This is a genomic window from Shewanella sp. ECSMB14102 (assembly GCF_000813075.1).
In the GTDB taxonomy this organism is placed as follows: domain Bacteria; phylum Pseudomonadota; class Gammaproteobacteria; order Enterobacterales; family Shewanellaceae; genus Shewanella; species Shewanella indica.
In genome coordinates, this window is the sequence record NZ_JWGX01000050.1 from 1 (window position 1) to 19,718 (window position 19,718).

20 protein-coding genes are annotated in these 19,718 nt (G+C 51.7%); 17 read left to right on the top strand and 3 right to left on the bottom strand.

What is annotated here, in order from left to right:
* Positions 1 to 184: hypothetical protein (locus RC73_RS21235; protein WP_039035506.1), on the bottom strand; the 184-nt coding region annotated here is incomplete at its 3' end.
* Between the two features lie 58 nt (positions 185 to 242).
* On the opposite strand from RC73_RS21235, the gene RC73_RS15530 reads away from it, so the two are divergent.
* Positions 243 to 698 carry a hypothetical protein gene (locus RC73_RS15530; protein WP_039035507.1) on the top strand — a complete coding sequence of 152 codons (456 nt, stop codon included), beginning with the start codon at positions 243 to 245 and terminating at the stop codon, positions 696 to 698.
* Between the two features lie 133 nt (positions 699 to 831).
* Here RC73_RS15530 and RC73_RS20810 read toward each other — a convergent pair whose 3' ends face one another.
* Positions 832 to 1,008, bottom strand: a complete 177-nt coding sequence (locus tag RC73_RS20810; RefSeq protein WP_160289583.1) for a hypothetical protein — start codon at positions 1,006 to 1,008, stop codon at positions 832 to 834.
* Positions 1,009 to 1,120: 112 nt separating this feature from the next.
* Here RC73_RS20810 and RC73_RS15535 point away from each other — a divergent pair, with 112 nt between their 5' ends.
* From RC73_RS15535 to RC73_RS15600, 14 genes are all read left to right on the top strand, one after another.
* The gene (locus tag RC73_RS15535) at positions 1,121 to 2,605 is read left to right on the top strand and encodes a bifunctional ADP-dependent NAD(P)H-hydrate dehydratase/NAD(P)H-hydrate epimerase (protein WP_039035508.1); all 1,485 of its coding nucleotides are present in this window, start codon (positions 1,121 to 1,123) and stop codon (positions 2,603 to 2,605) included.
* Positions 2,606 to 2,643: 38 nt separating this feature from the next.
* Positions 2,644 to 3,126, top strand: coding sequence for a tRNA (adenosine(37)-N6)-threonylcarbamoyltransferase complex ATPase subunit type 1 TsaE (gene tsaE, locus RC73_RS15540; protein ID WP_039035509.1), 483 nt, complete (start codon positions 2,644 to 2,646; stop codon positions 3,124 to 3,126).
* Complete coding sequence (locus RC73_RS15545; RefSeq protein ID WP_039035510.1) at positions 3,113 to 4,438, top strand: N-acetylmuramoyl-L-alanine amidase; 1,326 nt, start codon at positions 3,113 to 3,115, stop codon at positions 4,436 to 4,438. Before tsaE ends, RC73_RS15545 begins: the two co-directional genes overlap by 14 nt.
* 7 nt (positions 4,439 to 4,445) lie before the next feature.
* Entirely contained in the window at positions 4,446 to 6,308 is a 1,863-nt protein-coding gene (gene mutL / locus RC73_RS15550) for a DNA mismatch repair endonuclease MutL (RefSeq protein WP_039035511.1), read from the top strand.
* The gene (gene miaA / locus RC73_RS15555; RefSeq protein WP_039035512.1) at positions 6,301 to 7,227 is read left to right on the top strand and encodes a tRNA (adenosine(37)-N6)-dimethylallyltransferase MiaA; all 927 of its coding nucleotides are present in this window, start codon (positions 6,301 to 6,303) and stop codon (positions 7,225 to 7,227) included. Before mutL ends, miaA begins: the two co-directional genes overlap by 8 nt.
* 86 nt (positions 7,228 to 7,313) lie before the next feature.
* A complete protein-coding gene (gene hfq / locus RC73_RS15560) occupies positions 7,314 to 7,589 on the top strand; it encodes an RNA chaperone Hfq (RefSeq protein WP_039035513.1) in 276 nt (91 codons plus the stop codon).
* 20 nt (positions 7,590 to 7,609) lie between these two features.
* The gene (hflX, locus tag RC73_RS15565) at positions 7,610 to 8,917 is read left to right on the top strand and encodes a ribosome rescue GTPase HflX (RefSeq protein ID WP_039035514.1); all 1,308 of its coding nucleotides are present in this window, start codon (positions 7,610 to 7,612) and stop codon (positions 8,915 to 8,917) included.
* Positions 8,918 to 8,952: 35 nt separating this feature from the next.
* A complete protein-coding gene (gene hflK / locus RC73_RS15570) occupies positions 8,953 to 10,092 on the top strand; it encodes an FtsH protease activity modulator HflK (protein ID WP_039035515.1) in 1,140 nt (379 codons plus the stop codon).
* 3 nt (positions 10,093 to 10,095) lie between these two features.
* Entirely contained in the window at positions 10,096 to 11,019 is a 924-nt protein-coding gene (gene hflC, locus RC73_RS15575) for a protease modulator HflC (RefSeq protein WP_039035516.1), read from the top strand.
* 378 nt (positions 11,020 to 11,397) lie between these two features.
* The gene (gene petA, locus RC73_RS15580) at positions 11,398 to 11,988 is read left to right on the top strand and encodes a ubiquinol-cytochrome c reductase iron-sulfur subunit (protein WP_039035517.1); all 591 of its coding nucleotides are present in this window, start codon (positions 11,398 to 11,400) and stop codon (positions 11,986 to 11,988) included.
* Positions 11,988 to 13,205 carry a cytochrome b gene (locus RC73_RS15585; RefSeq protein ID WP_025011323.1) on the top strand — a complete coding sequence of 406 codons (1,218 nt, stop codon included), beginning with the start codon at positions 11,988 to 11,990 and terminating at the stop codon, positions 13,203 to 13,205. Before petA ends, RC73_RS15585 begins: the two co-directional genes overlap by 1 nt.
* Positions 13,202 to 13,897, top strand: coding sequence for a cytochrome c1 (locus RC73_RS15590; RefSeq protein WP_039035518.1), 696 nt, complete (start codon positions 13,202 to 13,204; stop codon positions 13,895 to 13,897). Before RC73_RS15585 ends, RC73_RS15590 begins: the two co-directional genes overlap by 4 nt.
* A gap of 95 nt (positions 13,898 to 13,992) precedes the next feature.
* Positions 13,993 to 14,622, top strand: coding sequence for a stringent starvation protein SspA (gene sspA, locus RC73_RS15595; protein ID WP_039035519.1), 630 nt, complete (start codon positions 13,993 to 13,995; stop codon positions 14,620 to 14,622).
* A complete protein-coding gene (locus RC73_RS15600; RefSeq protein ID WP_039035520.1) occupies positions 14,622 to 15,074 on the top strand; it encodes a ClpXP protease specificity-enhancing factor in 453 nt (150 codons plus the stop codon). Before sspA ends, RC73_RS15600 begins: the two co-directional genes overlap by 1 nt.
* A 41-nt stretch (positions 15,075 to 15,115) precedes the next feature.
* Here the strand turns inward: RC73_RS15600 and RC73_RS19935 are convergent, their stop codons facing one another.
* Positions 15,116 to 16,273 carry a GGDEF domain-containing protein gene (locus RC73_RS19935; protein ID WP_160289584.1) on the bottom strand — a complete coding sequence of 386 codons (1,158 nt, stop codon included), beginning with the start codon at positions 16,271 to 16,273 and terminating at the stop codon, positions 15,116 to 15,118.
* 144 nt (positions 16,274 to 16,417) lie between these two features.
* Between RC73_RS19935 and RC73_RS15610 the strand changes: the two genes are divergently transcribed.
* Positions 16,418 to 16,990 (top strand): aminodeoxychorismate/anthranilate synthase component II, encoded by a 573-nt coding sequence (locus tag RC73_RS15610; RefSeq protein WP_039035521.1) that lies wholly within the window; start codon positions 16,418 to 16,420, stop codon positions 16,988 to 16,990.
* A gap of 177 nt (positions 16,991 to 17,167) precedes the next feature.
* A complete protein-coding gene (locus RC73_RS15615) occupies positions 17,168 to 19,648 on the top strand; it encodes a S9 family peptidase (protein ID WP_039035522.1) in 2,481 nt (826 codons plus the stop codon).
* Positions 19,649 to 19,718: the final 70 nt, after the last annotated feature.

A 19,718-nucleotide genomic window follows, 5' to 3' on the forward strand; every position in this document is an offset into this window, starting at 1 on the left:
TGCCAAGGTACAGGTCATCGGTTCGAACCCGATATGTCGCTCCAATCTTTATTTCCCCCTCAAAATCCTTAAAAAGTGCTTTTCGTGATCTGCCGCAGGTTTCTTGCGTTTTGTCTAATGTAGCGACATTTGTAAGCACTGATTTATGACCTTGTTCAAATATTCCCACCTTTTTTACTTCCATAATGTCTCCATACCGAATTGAATTGTGCCGTTGACGGCAGAAGAATGGAGATAGGCAGATGCGTATTCAACAGTTACGTGAACTCCTTGAATTTATAGCGAAATGTCGTCTTGATATGGCTCAGCTCTATCATAGATTACACACTCAGGCCGACTCATCCAGGGTCAAACTAATGCTAGAATATTTTGAACAGCATCAGAAACATATTGCTGAAACTCTTGAAAACTATATCGATGATGCGCCAAACAAGATCCTCGACACCTGGTACAAAGACATTGTGTTTGAGGACTTCGGCAAGCGTTGCCGCGATACCATGCTGGCGGCCAATATGACAGAAGATGATGTGCTGAATCTGCATCTGGATCTGGAAAACCGCTTGATTGCCTTACTGGAAAAAACTGCCGGTTCGTCGGCTTCGGCCGAGGTGAAAGGGGCATTGGAAGACTTGGTGCGGGTCGAGAAGATCCAGCAGCAACGACTGGTGCACAGTACTATACGTATGGACGATATTTAACTTCTCCCAGACTTGGCGGATCTGCTTGGGTCTGCCGTTAGTTCTGCCCGGCCCAGACCGGGCTTTTTCATTTTTATCAACTTGTTCTGATTCAAGTCATAAATACTCACTGACTTTACTGCTAGTGTGATTATCAATCATCACAGTCTTTATGCTGATTTTTTATCGGTAGCGTCAGCGCCCGAAAGATGCCGACGGCGACCAATAAGGCACAGAGAGCCAGGAGCCAAAACCAGGGAAATACCCAGTTAAAGGGTAATCTCAGCAGTAATACGCAGAGTATTAAAATAAGCAGTGTCAGTAGCATCATTCCTGTGCTTCCTTCCGGCATCCTTTGCCACAGCATAAGTTTAGTGAACGAGTGGTTTTTTTCGAGTTAACAAGTCATCAGTATCTGTCAGTCAGGAGATAGGAGAATCGATATGGCCCAGGATTTGTCAGATATGCCCCGTCAGCTGTATAGCGCCAAGGCCGTGCGCCAGGCCGAGTTGGACTGGGTGGCGGCCGGGCAGGGCAGTCTCTATGAGTTGGTTGAGCGGGCCGGGAAAGCCGCCTTTGAGGCATTGGCTGTCAAGTTGACCCCAGGCAGCCGGGTGCTGGTCATTGCCGGGCAGGGAAACAATGGCGCCGATGCCTTGGTTTGTTTGCGCTGGTTATTGAACTCGGGTTTCAATGCCAGTCTGTTTATCTTTCCCGCCAGTCAGCCCAGCACTGAGTGGGAGCAAGCCTGGAATAAGTTGCAGCAATCCGTGCCGGAGGTGGCTCAGGTATCAGAGGTAACCGCTGCCGAATATGATTGGATAGTGGACGGCTTGTTGGGAACCGGTCTCAAGGGGGATGTCCGGCCGGAAGCCGCCGGCATGATAGCCCAGATAAATACGGCAAGGGCCAAGGTGCTGAGTCTGGATTTGCCTTCCGGTATAGATGCAGATACCGGCGCAGCTCTTGGGGCGGCAGTCGAAGCCGAGCAGACACTCTGCTTTGCGGCCCTTAAGCAAGGGCTGCTGACCGGCAGAGCCAGGCACTGCTGCGGCGAGCTGCATTTTGTTGACTTGGGACTAAGTGATTATCTGCCGCCTTCGGACGTGGTCAGAGTCGGCACTGAGTACCTCAAGGGGCTTTTCGATGCCCGCCCAAGGGACAGTCACAAGGGCAAGTCGGGCAAGGTTACTGTCATAGGCGGCGATTATGGTATGGGAGGGGCCGTCAGGCTGGCGGGTGAAGCCTGTCTCAGGGCCGGTGCCGGTTTGGTGACTGTGGTGAGCCGGCCGGAGCATCAACTTACGGTTAATGCCAACAGGCCGGAACTGATGTTCTGGGGCTGTGAACTGGTGGATATGGAGGTTTATCTGCGCCTTGGCTGGGCACAGGTACTGGTGTTGGGGCCTGGGCTTGGCCGCGCCGACTGGGGATATAATCTGTTCAAGGCGGTCAGTCTTAGCGATAAGCCCTGCGTGCTGGATGCCGATGCACTCAATCTCTTGAGCCAGGAGAAACGCTCCCAGGACAATCGGGTTTTGACACCTCATCCGGGGGAAGCCGCCAGGTTGCTGGCAACGGATATTGCTGATATCGAAGCCGACAGGTTTGCAGCGGTTAGAAAGCTGCAGGCTCAATATGGCGGTGTGGTACTGCTCAAGGGCGCGGGTACTCTCATTTATGATGGTAAACAGCTGTTTGTTGCCCCAGTGGGAAATCCCGGGCTCGCCAGCGGTGGGTGCGGCGACGTGTTATCTGGTATAATCGGCGCGCTGATGGCTCAGGGACTGGACAACACCCGCGCGACTGTGGCAGGGGTGATAGTTCACGGCGGCGCAGCCGACCTTGCTGCCCGTGACGGGGAGAGAGGCATGCTTGCCAGCGATCTTATGCCCTGGATCCGCCATCTGGTAAACACTGACTTGTAAGCTTAACGGGCCAATGTAAGGCGTGGATCCACACTTAAATGACTATCGAACACAGCTTGACTCTGCAATTGGCAGATGAGACTCAAACTGTCGCCTTAGGGCGGCAATTGGCGGCCTTGATTAGTGCGCCGTTGACCATTTATCTGACCGGAGAACTTGGTGCCGGCAAAACGACTTTCAGTCGTGGCTTAATTCAGGCCTTGGGTCATCAAGGTGCAGTTAAGAGTCCGACCTATACACTCGTGGAACCTTATGAGCTTGAAGGAATCGAAGTATATCATTTTGACCTTTATCGACTCAGCGACCCCGAAGAACTGGAGTTTATGGGGATCCGGGATTACTTCAACGAGCGCAGCCTTTGCATTATTGAATGGCCGGAACAGGGGATGGGATGCTTGCCCGCTGCCGATATACATCTGCATATCAAATATGCTAATACTGGTCGCGAAATTTCTCTGCAAGCCGATTCCGACAAGGGTAAGGTGCTATTAAGAAAAATAACAAGCAATGGTAAAGACTAATAACATCTTATTTAAACTGACTTTTTTTATTATCTGTTGGGTAATGGCGGCGCCGACTTGGGCGGCCAATAAACTCGACGGAGTGCGTATTTGGGCGGCGCCCGAGTCGACTCGGGTAGTTTTTGACTTAAGTCAGGCGCCTGACTATAGCTATTTCACGCTGAGCAACCCTGACAGACTTGTGGTGGATCTGAAAAAGAGCACCAATGGCGTCAAGCTGGAAAAAGTTGAAAACAACAGCCCCTTGGTCAAAAAGGTGCGTTTGAGCCAGCCGCCGGAGAAAGGCACACTGCGGTTAGTCATAGATCTCAAACGGGCTGCCAAGACTAATCTGTTCTCTCTGCCTCCAACCGCACCATACGGCAATCGTTTGGTGGTGGACCTTGATGACAAGAGCACTTCGGCCAAAGCCAGGGTGACCCCGACAGCCACTGAAGCGGTGCGGGATGTGATTATCGCTATCGATGCCGGCCATGGTGGTGATGATCCAGGTTCCATCGGGCCTTCCGGTCTGTACGAGAAGAAGGTGTCATTGGCGATTGCCAAACGAGTGGAAAAGAAAATTAATGCGACTCCCGGACTTAAAGCCGTGATGATCCGTACCGGCGACTATTTTGTTAACCTGAACCGTCGCTCGGAACTGGCGCGTCAGAGTAAGGCCGATTTGCTGATCTCTATCCACGCCGATGCCTTTACTTCACCTCAGCCCAGAGGCGCCTCAGTGTGGGTGCTCTCCATGCGGCGGGCCAATACCGAGATCGGCCGTTGGCTGGAGCAGAAAGAGAAACATTCAGAGCTGCTCGGCGGTGCCGGTGAGATTATTCAAAATACCGATAATGAACAGTATCTGGCGATGACCTTGCTGGATATGTCGATGGATAGATCCATGGCGATGAGTCACACTGTGGCCAGCGATATTCTTTCTGGTTTGGGCAAGGTGACCAAACTGCACAAGCACAAGCCCGAGTCGGCGAGTCTGGCGGTGCTCAAATCGCCGGATATCCCGTCCATTCTGGTGGAAACAGGTTTTATCTCCAACCCTCAAGAAGAGAGGTTGCTCAGTAATGCCAACCATCAGGACAAACTGGCCAAGGCGATTCATAAAGGTGTACTCAAGTATTTTGAAGCCAATCCGCCGGCCGGAACCATGCTGGCCAAGCAGGGCGCTATTAAACACAAGGTTGTTAGAGGCGAATCTCTGTCGGTAATCGCCAATCGTTATGAGGTGTCGGTGGCCGATATCAAGAAAGCCAATAACTTGAAATCGGATGTAGTGCGTATAGGTCAGCAACTGGTTATCCCCAGAGCCTGAGGAAGAGATGGCAATTCAGATATTACCCCCACAACTGGCTAACCAGATTGCGGCGGGCGAAGTGGTAGAGAGGCCGGCCTCCGTCGTTAAGGAGCTGGTGGAAAACAGCCTGGATGCCGGTGCAACCCGGGTCGATATTGAAATCGATAAGGGCGGTGCCAAGCTTATTCGAATTCAGGACAACGGCGCTGGTATCACCAAGGATGAACTGGCACTGGCGCTGTCCCGTCATGCCACTTCCAAGGTGCATACACTGGACGATCTTGAAGCCATTCTCAGCTTTGGTTTTAGAGGTGAGGCGCTGGCCAGTATCAGTTCGGTTTCCCGCCTGACCCTGACATCCCGCACGGCCGAACAATCCGAGGCCTGGCTCGCCTATGCCGAAGGTGCTGATATGGGGGTCAAGATACTGCCTGCGGCCCATCCCGTGGGCACCAGTATTGAAGTGGTGGATCTCTTCTTCAATACTCCGGCGCGCAGACGTTTCCTCAAGAGTGACAAGACAGAGTTCACCCATATTGATGAGTGGCTGAAAAGGATTGCTTTGGCTAGGCCGGAAATTCACCTGACGCTGAAACACAATGGCAAACAGGTGCGCAACTATCGTCCGGCGGACAATGAAGCCCAATATCTGCAAAGGTTGGCTCAGGTCTGTGGTCGTCCGTTTGCCGAGCAAGCGTTGAGGGTGGAATGTCAGCATGACGACATGCGCCTCAGTGGCTACCTGCAGTCACCCTGGCAAGTTGAGCCTTGTGATACTCACTATTTTTATGTCAATGGCCGTTTGGTCAGAGACCGTTTGGTGAACCATGCAGTCAGGCAGGCCTTTGCCGGTTTGGCCGAGTTGGAACAGCCCGGTTATGTGTTGATGCTGGAGCTGGATCCCCATCAGGTAGATGTCAATGTGCACCCTGCTAAGCATGAGGTGCGTTTCCATCAGGCCAGATATGTGCACGATTATATCCTGCAGGCTTTGAGCTCTGCTCTGCAGCAAGCACAGCAACTGCCGGTCGATGACGTTAATCCGCATTTAAGCCAGACAGATTATGCTGCGCCCATTGATGTGGGTTCAGACGCCGCTGCTACAAGCTTCAACCAAGGTGGGATGATAGATGGCAGCCGTGCCGAGCCGCGTTTTCGTGAGCCTGAGTCAAGCGGCGGCAGCGCTGGATATCAAAGCCAATATGGCGATAGAGCTCCTTTAAGCGGTAAGGCACCGGGTTCATATTCTGGTGCCGGTCCCCGTCAGGGAGCTGCAGCCCCCTCCAGGTCGGCCATCAGTAGTTATGGCGCCTTGTTGGCGACGCCTGGCGTGGTTAATGAAACCAGTCCTGAAGCAAATGTGGCTGTGATGCCGCCTCTGCTGGATGGCGAGCACTGGGTGTTGGTCGAGAATGCGCAGCTTAAACTGCTAAAGGTGAAAGCTGCTGCCAAGCGATTGAGATATAATGAGATTGTCACCCGCTTTCCTACCGGATTGACCGGTCAGCCATTGTTGATGCCGGTCGCTGTTGATGCCGATCCGGAATGGCCGGCATTGCTGGAGGAAAGGGAGACTCTGCTGAGACAATTGGGGCTGGATCTCAGTATTCGTCATTCACAGTTGATAATCAAAAAAGTGCCCCCATATCTGAGGGACACGCAGCTGGCTAGCTTGATCCCTGAACTGCTGCAATGGCTCAGATTCGAGCAGCCCCAGGAAGCGGCCTTGGCCAATTGGCTGGCACAGAGCAGCTTGAGTAGCTTTGTTTCGGCACCATTGATATGGCAGGGGATCTCTGCATTGGACGAGCAAGCTCGGCAAGAAATTTTACAGCTGGCTAAGGTATTGCCTTGGCAGCAATGGTTGGAAGAAGAAGGCAGTGAGTAAGGCGAAACAGCCAAGAGTGCTGACATTGATGGGGCCGACCGCCTCAGGAAAAACAGCGTTGGCGCTGGAACTCGCCGAACATCATAACTGCGAGATCATCTCGGTAGATTCGGCACTTATCTATCGGGGAATGGATATAGGTACCGCCAAACCCAGCGTGGAAGAGTTGGCTCGCGGGCCGCATAGGCTGATAGATATCCGTGATCCCAGCGAAAGCTATTCAGCTGCTGATTTTCGCAGCGATTGTCTGCAGGAAATTGAGCAGATCGTCAATATGGGAAAAACCCCGCTTTTGGTGGGTGGTACCATGTTGTATTTTAAAGCATTATTGCAAGGCTTATCGCCACTTCCCAGTGCCGATGAGGCGATAAGGGGCCAGATACAGCAAGAAGCCGAGCAACTGGGCTGGCAAGTGCTGCATCAGGAATTGGCGCGGATTGACCCGGTTTCGGCCGCACGCATTCACCCCAATGACCCACAACGTCTTGGACGCGCACTGGAGGTGTATCGTATCAGCGGTAAGAGTTTGACCGAATTGACTCAGGCTAAATCGCCTGAGCTTCCCTATGATGTGGTGCAGTTTGCCATTGCGCCACAGGAGCGTAAAACGCTGCATGGGTTGATAGAGACAAGATTTATGCAGATGCTGCAGGCTGGATTCACCGATGAAGTGGCCAAGCTGAAGCAAAGGGGCGATCTACACCTGGATATGCCCTCGATGCGCTGTGTTGGATATCGCCAGTGTTGGCAATATCTGGAGGGTGAATTTGACCATGATACTATGGTCGAAAAAGCCGTCGCTGCTACTAGGCAATTGGCAAAGCGTCAATTAACATGGTTGCGAGGATGGCCGGAGTTGAATTGGCTGGAGAGTGGGGCGCAAGGGAATTTAGTTCAGCTTATGCGTTACTGCCGCTAGCTTAATAGCCCTTGCTGTATAATACTCAAACCGAACAAGAAAGCTTTTTGTTAGTACTATATAAATTAAAAAAAGGAAATAAAAACATGGCTAAGGGGCAATCTTTACAAGACCCATTCCTGAACGCACTACGCCGTGAGCGCGTTCCTGTTTCTATCTACCTGGTCAACGGTATCAAGTTGCAGGGACAGGTGGAATCTTTTGACCAGTTCGTTATCTTGCTGAAAAACACGGTTAGCCAGATGGTATATAAGCATGCCATTTCAACTGTTGTGCCTTCTCGTCCATTTAATGTGAGCAATCATCAGGGCGGTGGTCAGCAGAACTACAACTCGCAGCATGATGATAGCAGCGAACAGTAATAAGTTAAGGAGTTCACTTCTTGTTTGATCGCTATGAGGCGGGAGAAACTGCAGTACTTGTTCATATCGACTTTTCCGATGAAGACAGTCGGGAAGACCTTGTTGAATTGCAACTCTTGGTCGAGTCGGCCGGGGCGCGTTCGGTAGGGGTGATAACAGGAAGCCGCCGGGCGCCTGACCGCAAGTTTTTCTTGGGGACAGGAAAGGCGGAAGAACTGGCAGCTTTGGTAGCTGCGACCGAGGCAAATGTGGTGATTTTCAACCACGCATTGAGTCCTGCACAGGAAAGAAATCTTGAAATTCTGTGCCAATGCCGGGTGTTGGATAGAACCACGCTTATCCTCGATATCTTTGCTCAGCGGGCCCGTACCCATGAGGGCAAGTTGCAGGTGGAGCTAGCGCAGTTGCGCCACATGTCGACTCGCCTGGTGCGGGGCTGGACTCACCTTGAACGCCAAAAGGGCGGGATAGGTTTGCGCGGCCCCGGGGAAACCCAGCTGGAAACTGACCGGCGATTGCTGCGGGGGCGGATTAAGTCCATCAATCGCCGTTTGGAGAAAGTGGACAAACAGCGGGAACAAAGCCGTCGTGCCAGGAAGCGAAGCGACCTGGCTACTGTGTCACTGGTTGGTTATACCAACGCAGGTAAGTCCACATTATTCAATGCGTTGACAACATCTGAGGTGTATGCCGCCGATCAGTTGTTTGCGACCCTGGATCCGACGCTGCGTAAGCTGGAGTTGGACAACGGCGCCGTCTTTTTAGCCGATACTGTGGGGTTTATTCGTCATTTGCCCCATGAACTGGTAGCGGCGTTTAAGGCGACATTACAGGAAACCCGCCAGGCCGATCTCCTGCTGCATGTGGTGGATTGCGCTGACGACAATATGAATGACAACTTTGAGCAGGTGCAAGAAGTACTCAAAGAGATTGAGGCCGATGACATTCCGCAGCTTCTGGTCTGCAATAAGATAGATCTGTTGGAAGAGATAGGCCCCAAAATAGATTTCGATCCTGAAGGCCGACCATACAGAGTATGGATCTCGGCGCAGCAAGGGTTGGGACTGGATCTTCTCAAGCAGGCGGTGGATCAGCTGACTGCTGCTACCATAGTTGAGCTTAGCTTGAGAATACCGGCAACAGCCGGGCATTATCTTGGCCAGTTTTATCGACTGGATGCGATACAGCAGAAAGAGTATGACGACCTGGGGAACTGTATCTTGTCTGTTCGTTTACCACAGCCGGACTGGCACCGGCTGGTTAAGCAGAGTCAAGGTGAGTTGGAAACCTTTATCCTCGAACCCGAGATTGATAAAGTAGTTTGTTAATAATCTCGTTTATTCATCCACTTATGGAGAGTTAAATGGCTTGGAACGAGCCCGGTAACAAGGGTAATGATCCTTGGGGAAACAAAGGTGGCAATGACAAAGGGCCACCAGATCTGGACGATGTATTTCGCAATTTGGCCAAACGCTTTGGCGGCAAGGGTAACGGTGGTTCAGGCTTCAGCATGGGGACTCTGGCCATAGTTGCAGGTATTGCCCTGGCGGTATGGGGTTTTTCCGGTTTCTACACTATCAAAGAAGCGGAGCAGGGCGTTGTGCTGCGTTTCGGTGAACATGTCGGCGAAGTTGGTCCTGGCCTACACTGGAAAGCCACCTTTATCGATACGGTTTTACCGGTAGATGTCGCATCGGTGCGCTCTATTCCGGCGTCCGGCAGCATGCTGACAGCCGATGAAAATATGGTCGTGGTCGAGCTTGATGTGCAGTACAAGGTGAAAGATGCCTACCAGTATCTGTTCAGTGCCGTTGATGCTAACTCGAGCCTGCGTGAAGCCACTGACAGTGCGCTGCGTTATGTCATAGGTCATTCAAAGATGAATGATATTTTGACAACCGGGCGTGCCAAGGTACGTGACGACACCCGCGCAGAGATTGAACGTATCATTGCACCTTACAATCTGGGATTGCAGATTGAAGACGTTAACTTCCTGCCGGCCAGACCGCCGGAAGAAGTAAAAGATGCCTTTGATGATGCGATTTCAGCACAGGAAGATGAGCACACCTATATCCGTCAGGCCGAAGCTTATCAGCTGGAAATCGAACCCAAGGCCCGTGGTCAGGTAGAACGTATCAGTCAGGATGCCCGCGCTTATAAAGAGCGTGTTGTTCAGGATGCAGAAGGTGCTGTAGCCAAGTTCAACAAGCTGCTGCCTGAGTATAAGCTGGCCCCTGAGGTGACTCGAGATCGTCTCTATATCGATGCAATGCAGCAGGTATTCAGCGATACCAACAAGGTGCTGATAGATGCCAAAAATAACGGCAACCTGATGTATCTGCCGCTGGATAAGCTGATGTCTCAGGACAACAAGCCTAAACCTAAAGCGGAGCAGGAACCCGAGCAGCATGTGGATTCCGTCAGCAGCCAAAGAAACACCAATAACAGCAGCTTCAACGGACGTATGACCCGCGAAGAGCGTATCCGTCAGGGGAGGGAGTAAACCATGAGCAGATTTGTACTCATTATTATTGCCCTGCTGGCGATTGTTGGTGTGTCTTCACTGATGGTAGTCAACGAAGGGGAGCGCGCCATAGTTTCCCGCTTTGGTGAAGTATTGAAAGACAATGTTGACGGTAAGATGGTGCCCCGAGTCTATGGCCCGGGTCTGAATGTCAAGATTCCGTTGATTGACAAAGTCCGTTATATGGATGCCCGTATCCAGACCCTGGATGGTGCAGCCGACCGCTTTGTGACCTCTGAGAAGAAAGACCTGATGGTGGATTCTTATGTCAAATGGCGTATCAAGGACTTTGAAAAATACTATCTGGCAACAGAAGGTGGCAACAAGTCCAAGGCAGAGTCGTTGCTGCAGCGCAAGATCAACAGTGACCTGCGTACCGAGTTCGGTAAACTGACCATCAAACAGATTGTTTCCGGTACCAGCGAAGGCAGCACAAACTTGGCCGAGAGCAGCAGCCGTGATGACTTGATGCGCATCACCCTGGAAAATGCCGCCAAGAGCGCTGAAGGTCTGGGTATTGAAGTGGTCGATGTCAGGGTTAAACAGATCAACCTGCCATCCAACGTCAGCCACAGTATTTTCCAACGGATGCGTGCCGAACGTCAGGCGGTAGCCAAGAAACACAGAGCTGAAGGTAAGGAAGCGGCCGAGAGAATTCGCGCCATGACCGACGCCAACGTGGTGGTGACTCTGGCTAATGCTCGTCGTGAAGCGGAGAACATTCGCGGTGAAGGTGACGCCATTGCCGCCAAGATATACGCCGATGCCTATACCAAGGATCCTGAGTTCTTCAGTTTCCTGCGTAGCCTGGAAGCCTATAAGGCCAGTTTTGCCGGTAAATCAGACATTATGGTGCTGGAGCCGGACAGCGAATTCTTCAAATACATGAAGCAAAAAGGCAAGTAACAGTATTGCTCGAAAGACCCGGACTGGTTCCGGGTCTTTTTTTATCTTTTTCTTAGCTTGATGTGAAAGTCACAGAATTATTGGTATTAATGTGTAAAGCAAATATATATTGTTAATAATCAACTGGTTATAATTCAGCTTTAATTGAATTACTCTCGAGATGCTGGTGTTTAGCCGCCTAAATCCGCTGTTTTTTTAACCCGGACAGCTAAAAAACTGTAATCTCCTTAACCAACTTATGTCTTTTGACTATGATCTGCTTCTAATTTTTCGCTATAATGAGCCCCGCCTCAAAATTCGGCTTTTCCCTTTAGTGAGAACTAAGAGGCCTAAAGTCTTGAAAAACAAAAATTCCAACACCCTCTGGGAGATAAGTGGATGAGCAATGCGCCAGTCGATACCGGACGTCGCAGATTCCTGACAGCTGCAACCGCCGTAGTGGGCGGTGCTGGTGCCGTCGCTGTAGCGGTTCCCTTTATAAAGTCATGGAATCCGAGTGCCAAAGCGAAAGCTGCAGGTGCACCGGTAGAAGTAAATATCAGTAAGCTAGAGCCAGGTCAGCTGATCCGTGTGGAATGGCGTGGCAAACCCGTATGGATTGTCCGCCGTACCGAGGAAGTTCTTAACGAGCTCCCAACCCACGATGACAGATTGCGGGATCCTGCTTCTGACGAACTACAGCAGCCTGATTACGCCCAAAATGGCGTACGTTCGATTAAGCCTGAGTACTTTATTGCCGTAGGTATTTGTACTCACCTGGGTTGTTCACCTACTTACCTGCCAGACTCTTTTGCAGAGCAGGTTGAAGGTGTGACTTCAGGTTTCTTCTGTCCATGTCACGGTTCCAAGTTCGATATGGCCGGTCGCGTCTTCCAGGGCGTACCTGCTCCGCTGAACCTGGTGATTCCTCCACATCAATATATTGATGATGGTAACGTGCTCATCGGCGTAGACCAGGGAGCTGCATAATGGTTAAGAATATAATTGACTGGATCGATGCGCGTATCCCTATGACGGCAACTTATAACCGCCATGTTGGTCAGTACGCTACCCCCAAGAATTTTAACTTCTGGTATTTCTTCGGCTCTCTGGCACTTTTGGTTCTGGTAAACCAGCTGTTGACCGGTATCTGGCTGACCATGAACTATGTGCCTACCGCTGAAGGCGCATTTGCTTCTATCGAATACATCATGCGTGATGTCGAGTACGGCTGGTTGCTGCGTTACATGCACTCCACCGGGGCTTCGGCCTTCTTTGTGGTGGTTTACCTGCACATGTTCCGTGGCCTGCTCTACGGCTCTTACCAAAAGCCTCGTGAACTGCTGTGGCTGTTTGGTATGTTGATCTTCCTGGTACTGATGGCCGAAGCCTTTATGGGTTATCTGCTGCCATGGGGCCAGATGTCCTACTGGGGCGCTCAGGTAATTATCTCACTGTTCGGTGCTATTCCGGTTATCGGTGATGACTTGACCCTGTGGATCCGTGGTGACTATGTGATCTCAGGTGCAACCCTGAACCGCTTCTTCGCTCTGCACGTTATTGCGTTGCCTCTGGTACTTGTCGTACTGGTATTCCTGCACCTGATTGCTCTGCATGAAGTGGGTTCCAACAACCCTGACGGTATCGAAATCAAAAAGAATAAAGATGAAAATGGTTGGCCTGTCGATGGCATCCCATTCCATCCTTACTTCACTGTAAAAGATATCATGGGCGTTGCCGGCTTCCTGATTGTCTTCTGTTACGTACTGTTCTTTATGCCTGAAGGTGGTGGTTACTTCCTCGAGAAGCCTAACTTTGAAGCCGCTAACCCAATGAAGACGCCTGAGCATATTGCGCCTGTATGGTACTTCACTCCGTTCTACGCCATTTTGCGGGCCGTACCGGATAAGCTGGGTGGTGTGGTTATGATGGGTCTGGCGATTGCCGTACTCTTTGTGCTGCCATGGCTGGATCGCTGTAAGGTTAAGTCGGTTCGCTACCGTAGCATGATTCACAAGCTGAACATTGCTCAGTTTGCTGTGTCCTTTATCGTCCTGGGTTACCTGGGGGCGGTACCTGCGACACCAACGCTGACCATTGTTGCCCGAATCTTTACTTTCACTTACTTCGGTTTCTTCCTGCTGCTGTTCATCTACAGCAAGAGTGAAAAGACCAAGCCAGTACCAGAAAGGGTGACATTCAAATGAAAAAGTTATTGATTGCTTTGGTTGCCTTTGTGCCTGGTATGGTGTCTGCCGCCAGTGGTCACAATGTGCACCTGGAAGATGCCAATATTGATCTGACAGATAAAGAGTCGCTGCGCCGTGGTGTAGAGCTGTTTCAAGACAACTGTGCCGGTTGTCACAGCACTCAATATCAGCGTTACCAGCGTGTTGCTGAAGATCTGGATATCCCTGTCGACGAGATGCGCAAGCTGATCCACACAGATGCCAAGATCGGCGAACTGATGGAAAACTCGATTGAAACCAAAGATGCGGCCAAGTGGTTCGGTGCCGCGCCACCGGATCTGACTCTGGTAGCCCGTGTCCGTGGTGAAGATTGGGTATATTCCTATCTTAAAGGGTTCTACAAAGACCCAAGTCGTCCTTTCGGCGTGAACAACACAGTGTTCCCGTCAGTCGGTATGCCGCATGTGCTGGAAGGCCTGCAAGGTATGCCGGTTAAGCAGGAAGATGGCAGCATCACCGTCAGCGGTGGCAGCCTGTCTGCGGAAGAGTACGATCAGGTTGTTCGCGACCTTACCGGTTTTCTGGTTTACTCGGCTGAACCGGTTAAATTGGAGCGCGAAAACCTGGGTAAGTGGGTACTCGGCTTTCTGTTTATATTCTTCGTGATCGCATACCTGCTCAAGAAAGAATATTGGAAGGATGTACACTAACCCTTAGAAAGGGGTAGAATATATTATCCGCATAATGTAAACGGGGGGCATTGCCCCTCGTTTACATTTGTTTTTTTCAATTCCGGAGGGTATCAATGGCTGTTGCTGCCAATAAACGCTCTATCATGACCCTGTTCTCAGGTGCCGATGATCTCTATAGCCATCAGGTTCGCATCGTATTGGCTGAAAAAGGGGTAACTGTTGATGTGTTGCAGGTAGATCCCAATGATATGCCAGAGGATCTGCTGGAACTCAACCCTTACAACTCAGTGCCAACTCTGGTCGACCGTGAACTGGTGTTATACGAAAGCCGTATTATCATGGAGTATCTGGACGAGCGCTTCCCGCACCCGCCGCTGATGCCCGTTTACCCGGTTTCCCGTGGTCAAAGCCGTCTGATGATGCATCGCATCGATACAGACTGGTATTGCCTGGTTGATCGTATTCGTAAGGGTGACCGCGCCGATGCGGCCCGTAAAGAGTTGCAGGAAAGTCTGCTGTCTATCGCGCCTGTGTTTGCCGAAATGCCTTACTTCATGAGTGAAGAGTTCGGTTTGGCCGATTGTTATCTTGGCCCCTTGTTGTGGCGCCTGCCAGTGCTGGGTATCGAACTGGATAACCGCACAGGTAAAGACATCAAAGCCTATATGAACCGTATTTTCGAGCGTGAGTCCTTTAAGGCCTCTCTGACCGAAGCCGAGCGCGAAATGCGCATGGGTATCTGATGAAAGATTTGACCCCAAGTCGTCCATATTTGCTTAGAGCTTACTATGAGTGGCTGATGGATAATCAGCTGACTCCACATCTGGTAGTGGATGCCACTATGCCGGATACTCAGGTACCGCTGCAGTATGTTAAGGATGGTCAAATTGTACTGAATGTCGCCGGCAGTGCTGTCGGTGGCCTGAAGCTCGGTAATGAGTTTGTTGAGTTCAGTGCCCGTTTCGGTGGTGTACCACAGCAGGTGCTGCTGCCTATGGCTGCTATTGTTGCCATCTATGCTCGTGAAAACGGTGCCGGTACAGTATTCGATATGGAAGATGCCTATCTGCTTGAAGAGGGTGAGGAATCACTGCTGAATGTGGTTGAAGAGGTTGAACAGCCACGGACTGAAGCCGAAACTGAACCTACAGCAGACAAGCCCAAGCGGCGTGGCCACCTGACTTTGGTTAAATAAAACCGGGTCAACGCTTCAGCTTAAGCATTGCAAAAAGCCAGTCACAATGACTGGCTTTTTCTTTTCAACGGCTGCAATACTGCATCTACCAGCTCCACTCGGTTACGACCATTTATCTTGGCCTGATACAGAGCCTTGTCTGCCTGTTTGAGCGCCTCGCTGGCGCTAACTCCCGGAGTAAGAGTCGCCAGGCCTGCAGAAGCTGTCAGTTGTAGGTAATGGCTTTGATATTCCAGGCCTTGTTGTCTGAGAGACTCAAGGAGTTGCTCGCCTCTTTGCTGTAGGGCCTGAGTCCCGGCTTCATCCAGCCTCAGCAGCAAGGCAAACTCTTCCCCGCCTATTCTGGCCAGTCGCTCCTGAGGCTTGAGCGCTTGCTTGAGTAGCTTGCTGACATGGATAAGGGCGACATCGCCGGCATCATGGCCAAAGTTATCGTTTATCTTTTTGAAGAAATCCAGATCCAACAGGGAAAGCGCCCAGTGTCCCGGCTGCTCTCTTTGCAGTGCGACTTGGCGCATGAATGCGCGGCGGTTGAGCAATCCGGTTAAGGTGTCTGTGTCGGCCTGATGTTGCAGTACCAGCTCGGCGCGCTCGGCATACATTTCGCTGATCAGCAGTATGGCGCAGGAGCTGATAATACAGGAGCAGATCACCAAGGCTTGTAAAACAGCTAGGGTATGTGTAGAAAGCAGGGCGATATCCGGGTGGGATGGCCAGCCATGCAGCTCAAAGAAGCTGAACAACCCCAGATTGGCTAACATCAGGATCAGGATGGAGCGCCATTCACGGATCTCAAACAGTACAACCAACATGATGGCAAACAGCAGGTAATAGCTGTGGATCTTGATACTGGTACCTTGGGCTGTCATTAAAGCTGTGGCGGCATCGGCCATCAACAGCAACATTAAACACCATCTGGCGGCAAAGAACTTGCCTTTGTAGTTGAGCAGTAACACCAGAGGCAGCAGGGCAACAAAGGGCAGCTGATTCAAGCCGGAAAGGAGAAAACCCTGATTGCCGCTGATATAAAAGCCGAAAGTAAATAATAATATAGTCGCTATGGAAACCAGTACGCCCAAGTTGACTTGAATGACTTTGCGCTCCCGGGTTTTGACAGCACATCTATCACACCCCAGCATCAGTAAAAAATTCAGTAACCTGGTCATATTGAGCATAGGCAAAGCACTTTGAGAAGCCACTCGAAATATCAGCTTAATTCAAACCTCGTTGTTGAACCAGTCTTGGCTGACTTTCGGCATGATCCCTGTGCGTCAGTATGGTAGCATCTCTCGCCTGCACAACCTTTACCGTGCAATTGCGGGCAAAGATAAGGTGAGACCACAATGCTGCTGATGATCGACAACTATGATTCCTTTACCTTTAATCTGGTGCAGTATTTTCAGCAGTTGGGGCAGCAGCCTGTTATCAAGCGTAACGATGAGATTGGGCTTGATGAGATCCGCGAGTTGGCGCCGGATTATCTGGTGATATCTCCCGGGCCTTGTAGCCCGGATCAGGCGGGGATCTCGCTGGCCGCCATCGAACATTTTGCCGGTAAGTTGCCTATCCTGGGCGTCTGTCTTGGGCATCAATCGCTGGCTCAGGTGTTTGGTGCCAAGGTGGTTCGGGCCAAGCGGGTGATGCATGGCAAGACATCGGCCATCAGTCACAATGACCGTGGGCTGTTTCAAGGCCTGGCCAATCCTTTGACCGTGACCCGTTATCACTCGCTGCTGATTGACTCTGTGCCTGAAGGCTTCAGTCTGGATGCCTGGTATGATGACCCGGTACACGGGCGGGAAATCATGGCCATCAGCCATGCCGAGAAACGCCTCTACGGCGTGCAGTTTCATCCCGAATCCATTCTGACCCAGCAGGGGCTTGAACTACTCAATAATTTTCTGCGTCTGGCTTAAGGAGCAGTGAGCCAGTCCCGGATTCGTACCAAGGTTCCATCCTTAACAAGCCTTTACAAGTTTTCAGCTTTTGCAGAACAACATCTTTTGGCAAATATGGTATAACAGGCCGCAATCGCTTGTTTTCTGTCATATGTCGCTTCCCGGCGGCCAAGATAACTATAAAAAGGAAGGATGATGAAAAGCCTGATGCGTCATGCCGGTCTGAGTGTTTTGACTCTGGCCGTTCTCAGCGGCTGCGCCGCCACCGAGCCGCAACTCACCACCCAAGAGATCACCAAAGCCAGCCAAACAGTACCCTTGGCAGCGCCTCCTGTGGCCGACAAGCCGTTAACTCTGAATCAAATTATGGCGGATCCCGATTGGATGGGACTTGCCCCCAAAGGTGCCTACTGGAGCGATGACAGCCGCTCTGTGCTGTTCGCCCGCCAGCAGAGTGCATCTGTGCTGCGTAGTTACTATCGTCAGGGAGTGGCAGACAAACAGGCGCAGGAGCTGGCGCTGTCTGAGCTGCATACCGTCTCGCAACGAGACGGCGTTCTGAGCCCGGATAAGCGCCGTAAGGCTTATGTCTATCAGGGCAACCTGTTTGTAAAGGAGTTGGGCAGCGGTGAGATCACTCAGTTGACCCGGCAAAATACCAAGGTTGAAGGATTGCGCTTTTTAGCGAATGGCGATCTTGCCTATTGGCAGGCGGGGCAGGTATTCAGATTGCATGCAGGCTCTGGCCTTGTGGAACAGCTCGCGGATATCAAGATGACCAAAGAGCCGGCACAGACCAAAGAGCCGGAAACTTATCTCGCCAAGGAGCAACACAAGCTGATCCGCTATGTGGCCAAACAGCAGGAAAACGCCAAGTCTCGGGAGACATATCAGCAGCAGTTACAGAATGAAGACCCGACCCTGACGGCCAAGCCTTGGTATCTGGGCGAGAGTGAGCAACTGGTGGAACTGAGCCTGTCGCCGGATGGCCGCTATCTGCTGTTGGCTTTGCAGGACAAGAGTTATAACTGGCGTGGCGAGCATGACATCATGCCCAACTATCTAGGCAAAGATGGCTATGTCGATCCTGTGCCGGTGCGAGCCAGAGTGGCTGAAGACAAGGCGCCAGGGCAGCGCTTGGTACTGCTGGACTTGCAGCAGCAGAGTCAGAAAGAGATAACCATCGAAGGCTTGCTCGGTTACAACCAGGATGTGTTGGCCGGCGTCAAGGCTGAAAACGCCAAGGCGAAAGGCGAGCGCTACGAAAGTGAAAAAGCCCCGCGCAAGATCCAACTGATGCAGGATTGGGGCTGGAGTCAGAGCGCCATTCAATGGCAAGAATCAGGCAAGCGCTTGGCCGTAATGCTGGAAGCCGTGGACAACAAAGACCGTTGGCTGGCCAGTGTCGATCTGGCCAAGGGCAAGCTAGTCACTGAGCACAGGCTGCATGACGATGCCTGGGTCAACTATGACTACAATCAGTATGGTTGGTTACCCGGCAGCGAGACCCTTTACTACCTGTCGGAAGAGAGCGGTTATTCGCAGCTGTATCTCAAGCCGCTCGGTGGCAAGGCGCGGGCTTTGACCTCGGGTAAGTTCGTGGTCAGTGACATCACCCTGAGCCCGGATAATCGTTATATCTACTACAAGGCCAACAAAGAACACCCCGGCAAGTACAATGTTTATCGGGTTGAGATAAGTAGCGGCAAGGATGAACAACTGACCCAGTGGAACGGGGTGCTCGACTACAGCCTGAGCCCGGATGGACGTTCGCTGCTGTTGACCGCCTCCAACCTGACCCGGCCGGATGAGCTCTATATTCAAGTCATAGGCGGTGAGCTGACTCAACTGACCCATTACACCAGCGACAGCTTCAAGAGTTATCCTTGGCAGGCGCCTGAGGTGGTTGCCGTGCCTTCCAGCCATGGCGCAGGTAACGTTTATGCCAGGGTGTATCTGCCGGCAGGTTTCGACAAGGATCGCGCCGAGTCATATCCGGCGGTGATCTTCAATCATGGTGCCGGTTATCTGCAGAATGCCCATTATGGTTTTTCCGGTTATTTCCGTGAGTTCATGTTCCATAACCTGCTGGCACAGCAGGGATATGTGGTGATGGACATGGATTATCGCGGCTCCAAAGGCTATGGCCGCGACTGGCGCACCGCCATCTACCGCAATATGGGGCATCCGGAAGTGGAAGACTTGGCCGATGGCGTCAAGTGGATGAGCCAGCATGCCAACGTTGATGCCAAGCGGGTGGGCACCTATGGCGGTTCTTACGGCGGCTTTTTGACCTTTATGGCACTGTTTACCCAACCCGAGTTGTTCCAGGCCGGTGCCGCGCTGCGGCCTGTGACCGACTGGGCTCACTATAATGCGCCTTATACCTCGAACATACTCAACACTCCGGATGTGGACCACATCGCCTATGAACGCAGCTCGCCCATCTATCATGCCGAGGGCTTGCAAAAGCCGCTGCTGATCATGAGCGGGGTAATGGACGACAACGTATTCTTCCAGGACAGTGTCCGCCTGGTGCAGCGACTGATAGAGCTGGAAAAGCCGATGTTTGAGACGGCTATCTACCCGGTTGAACCCCATGGCTTCAGACAGCCATCGAGCTGGCTGGACGAGTATCGCCGCATCTATAAGTTGTTTGAACAAGAGTTGAAATAGTCACTTTGCAGGCCTCATTCGAGGCCTGTTTCTTTTTGCTATCAAGATATTGCTGATAAAGCCGCTACAT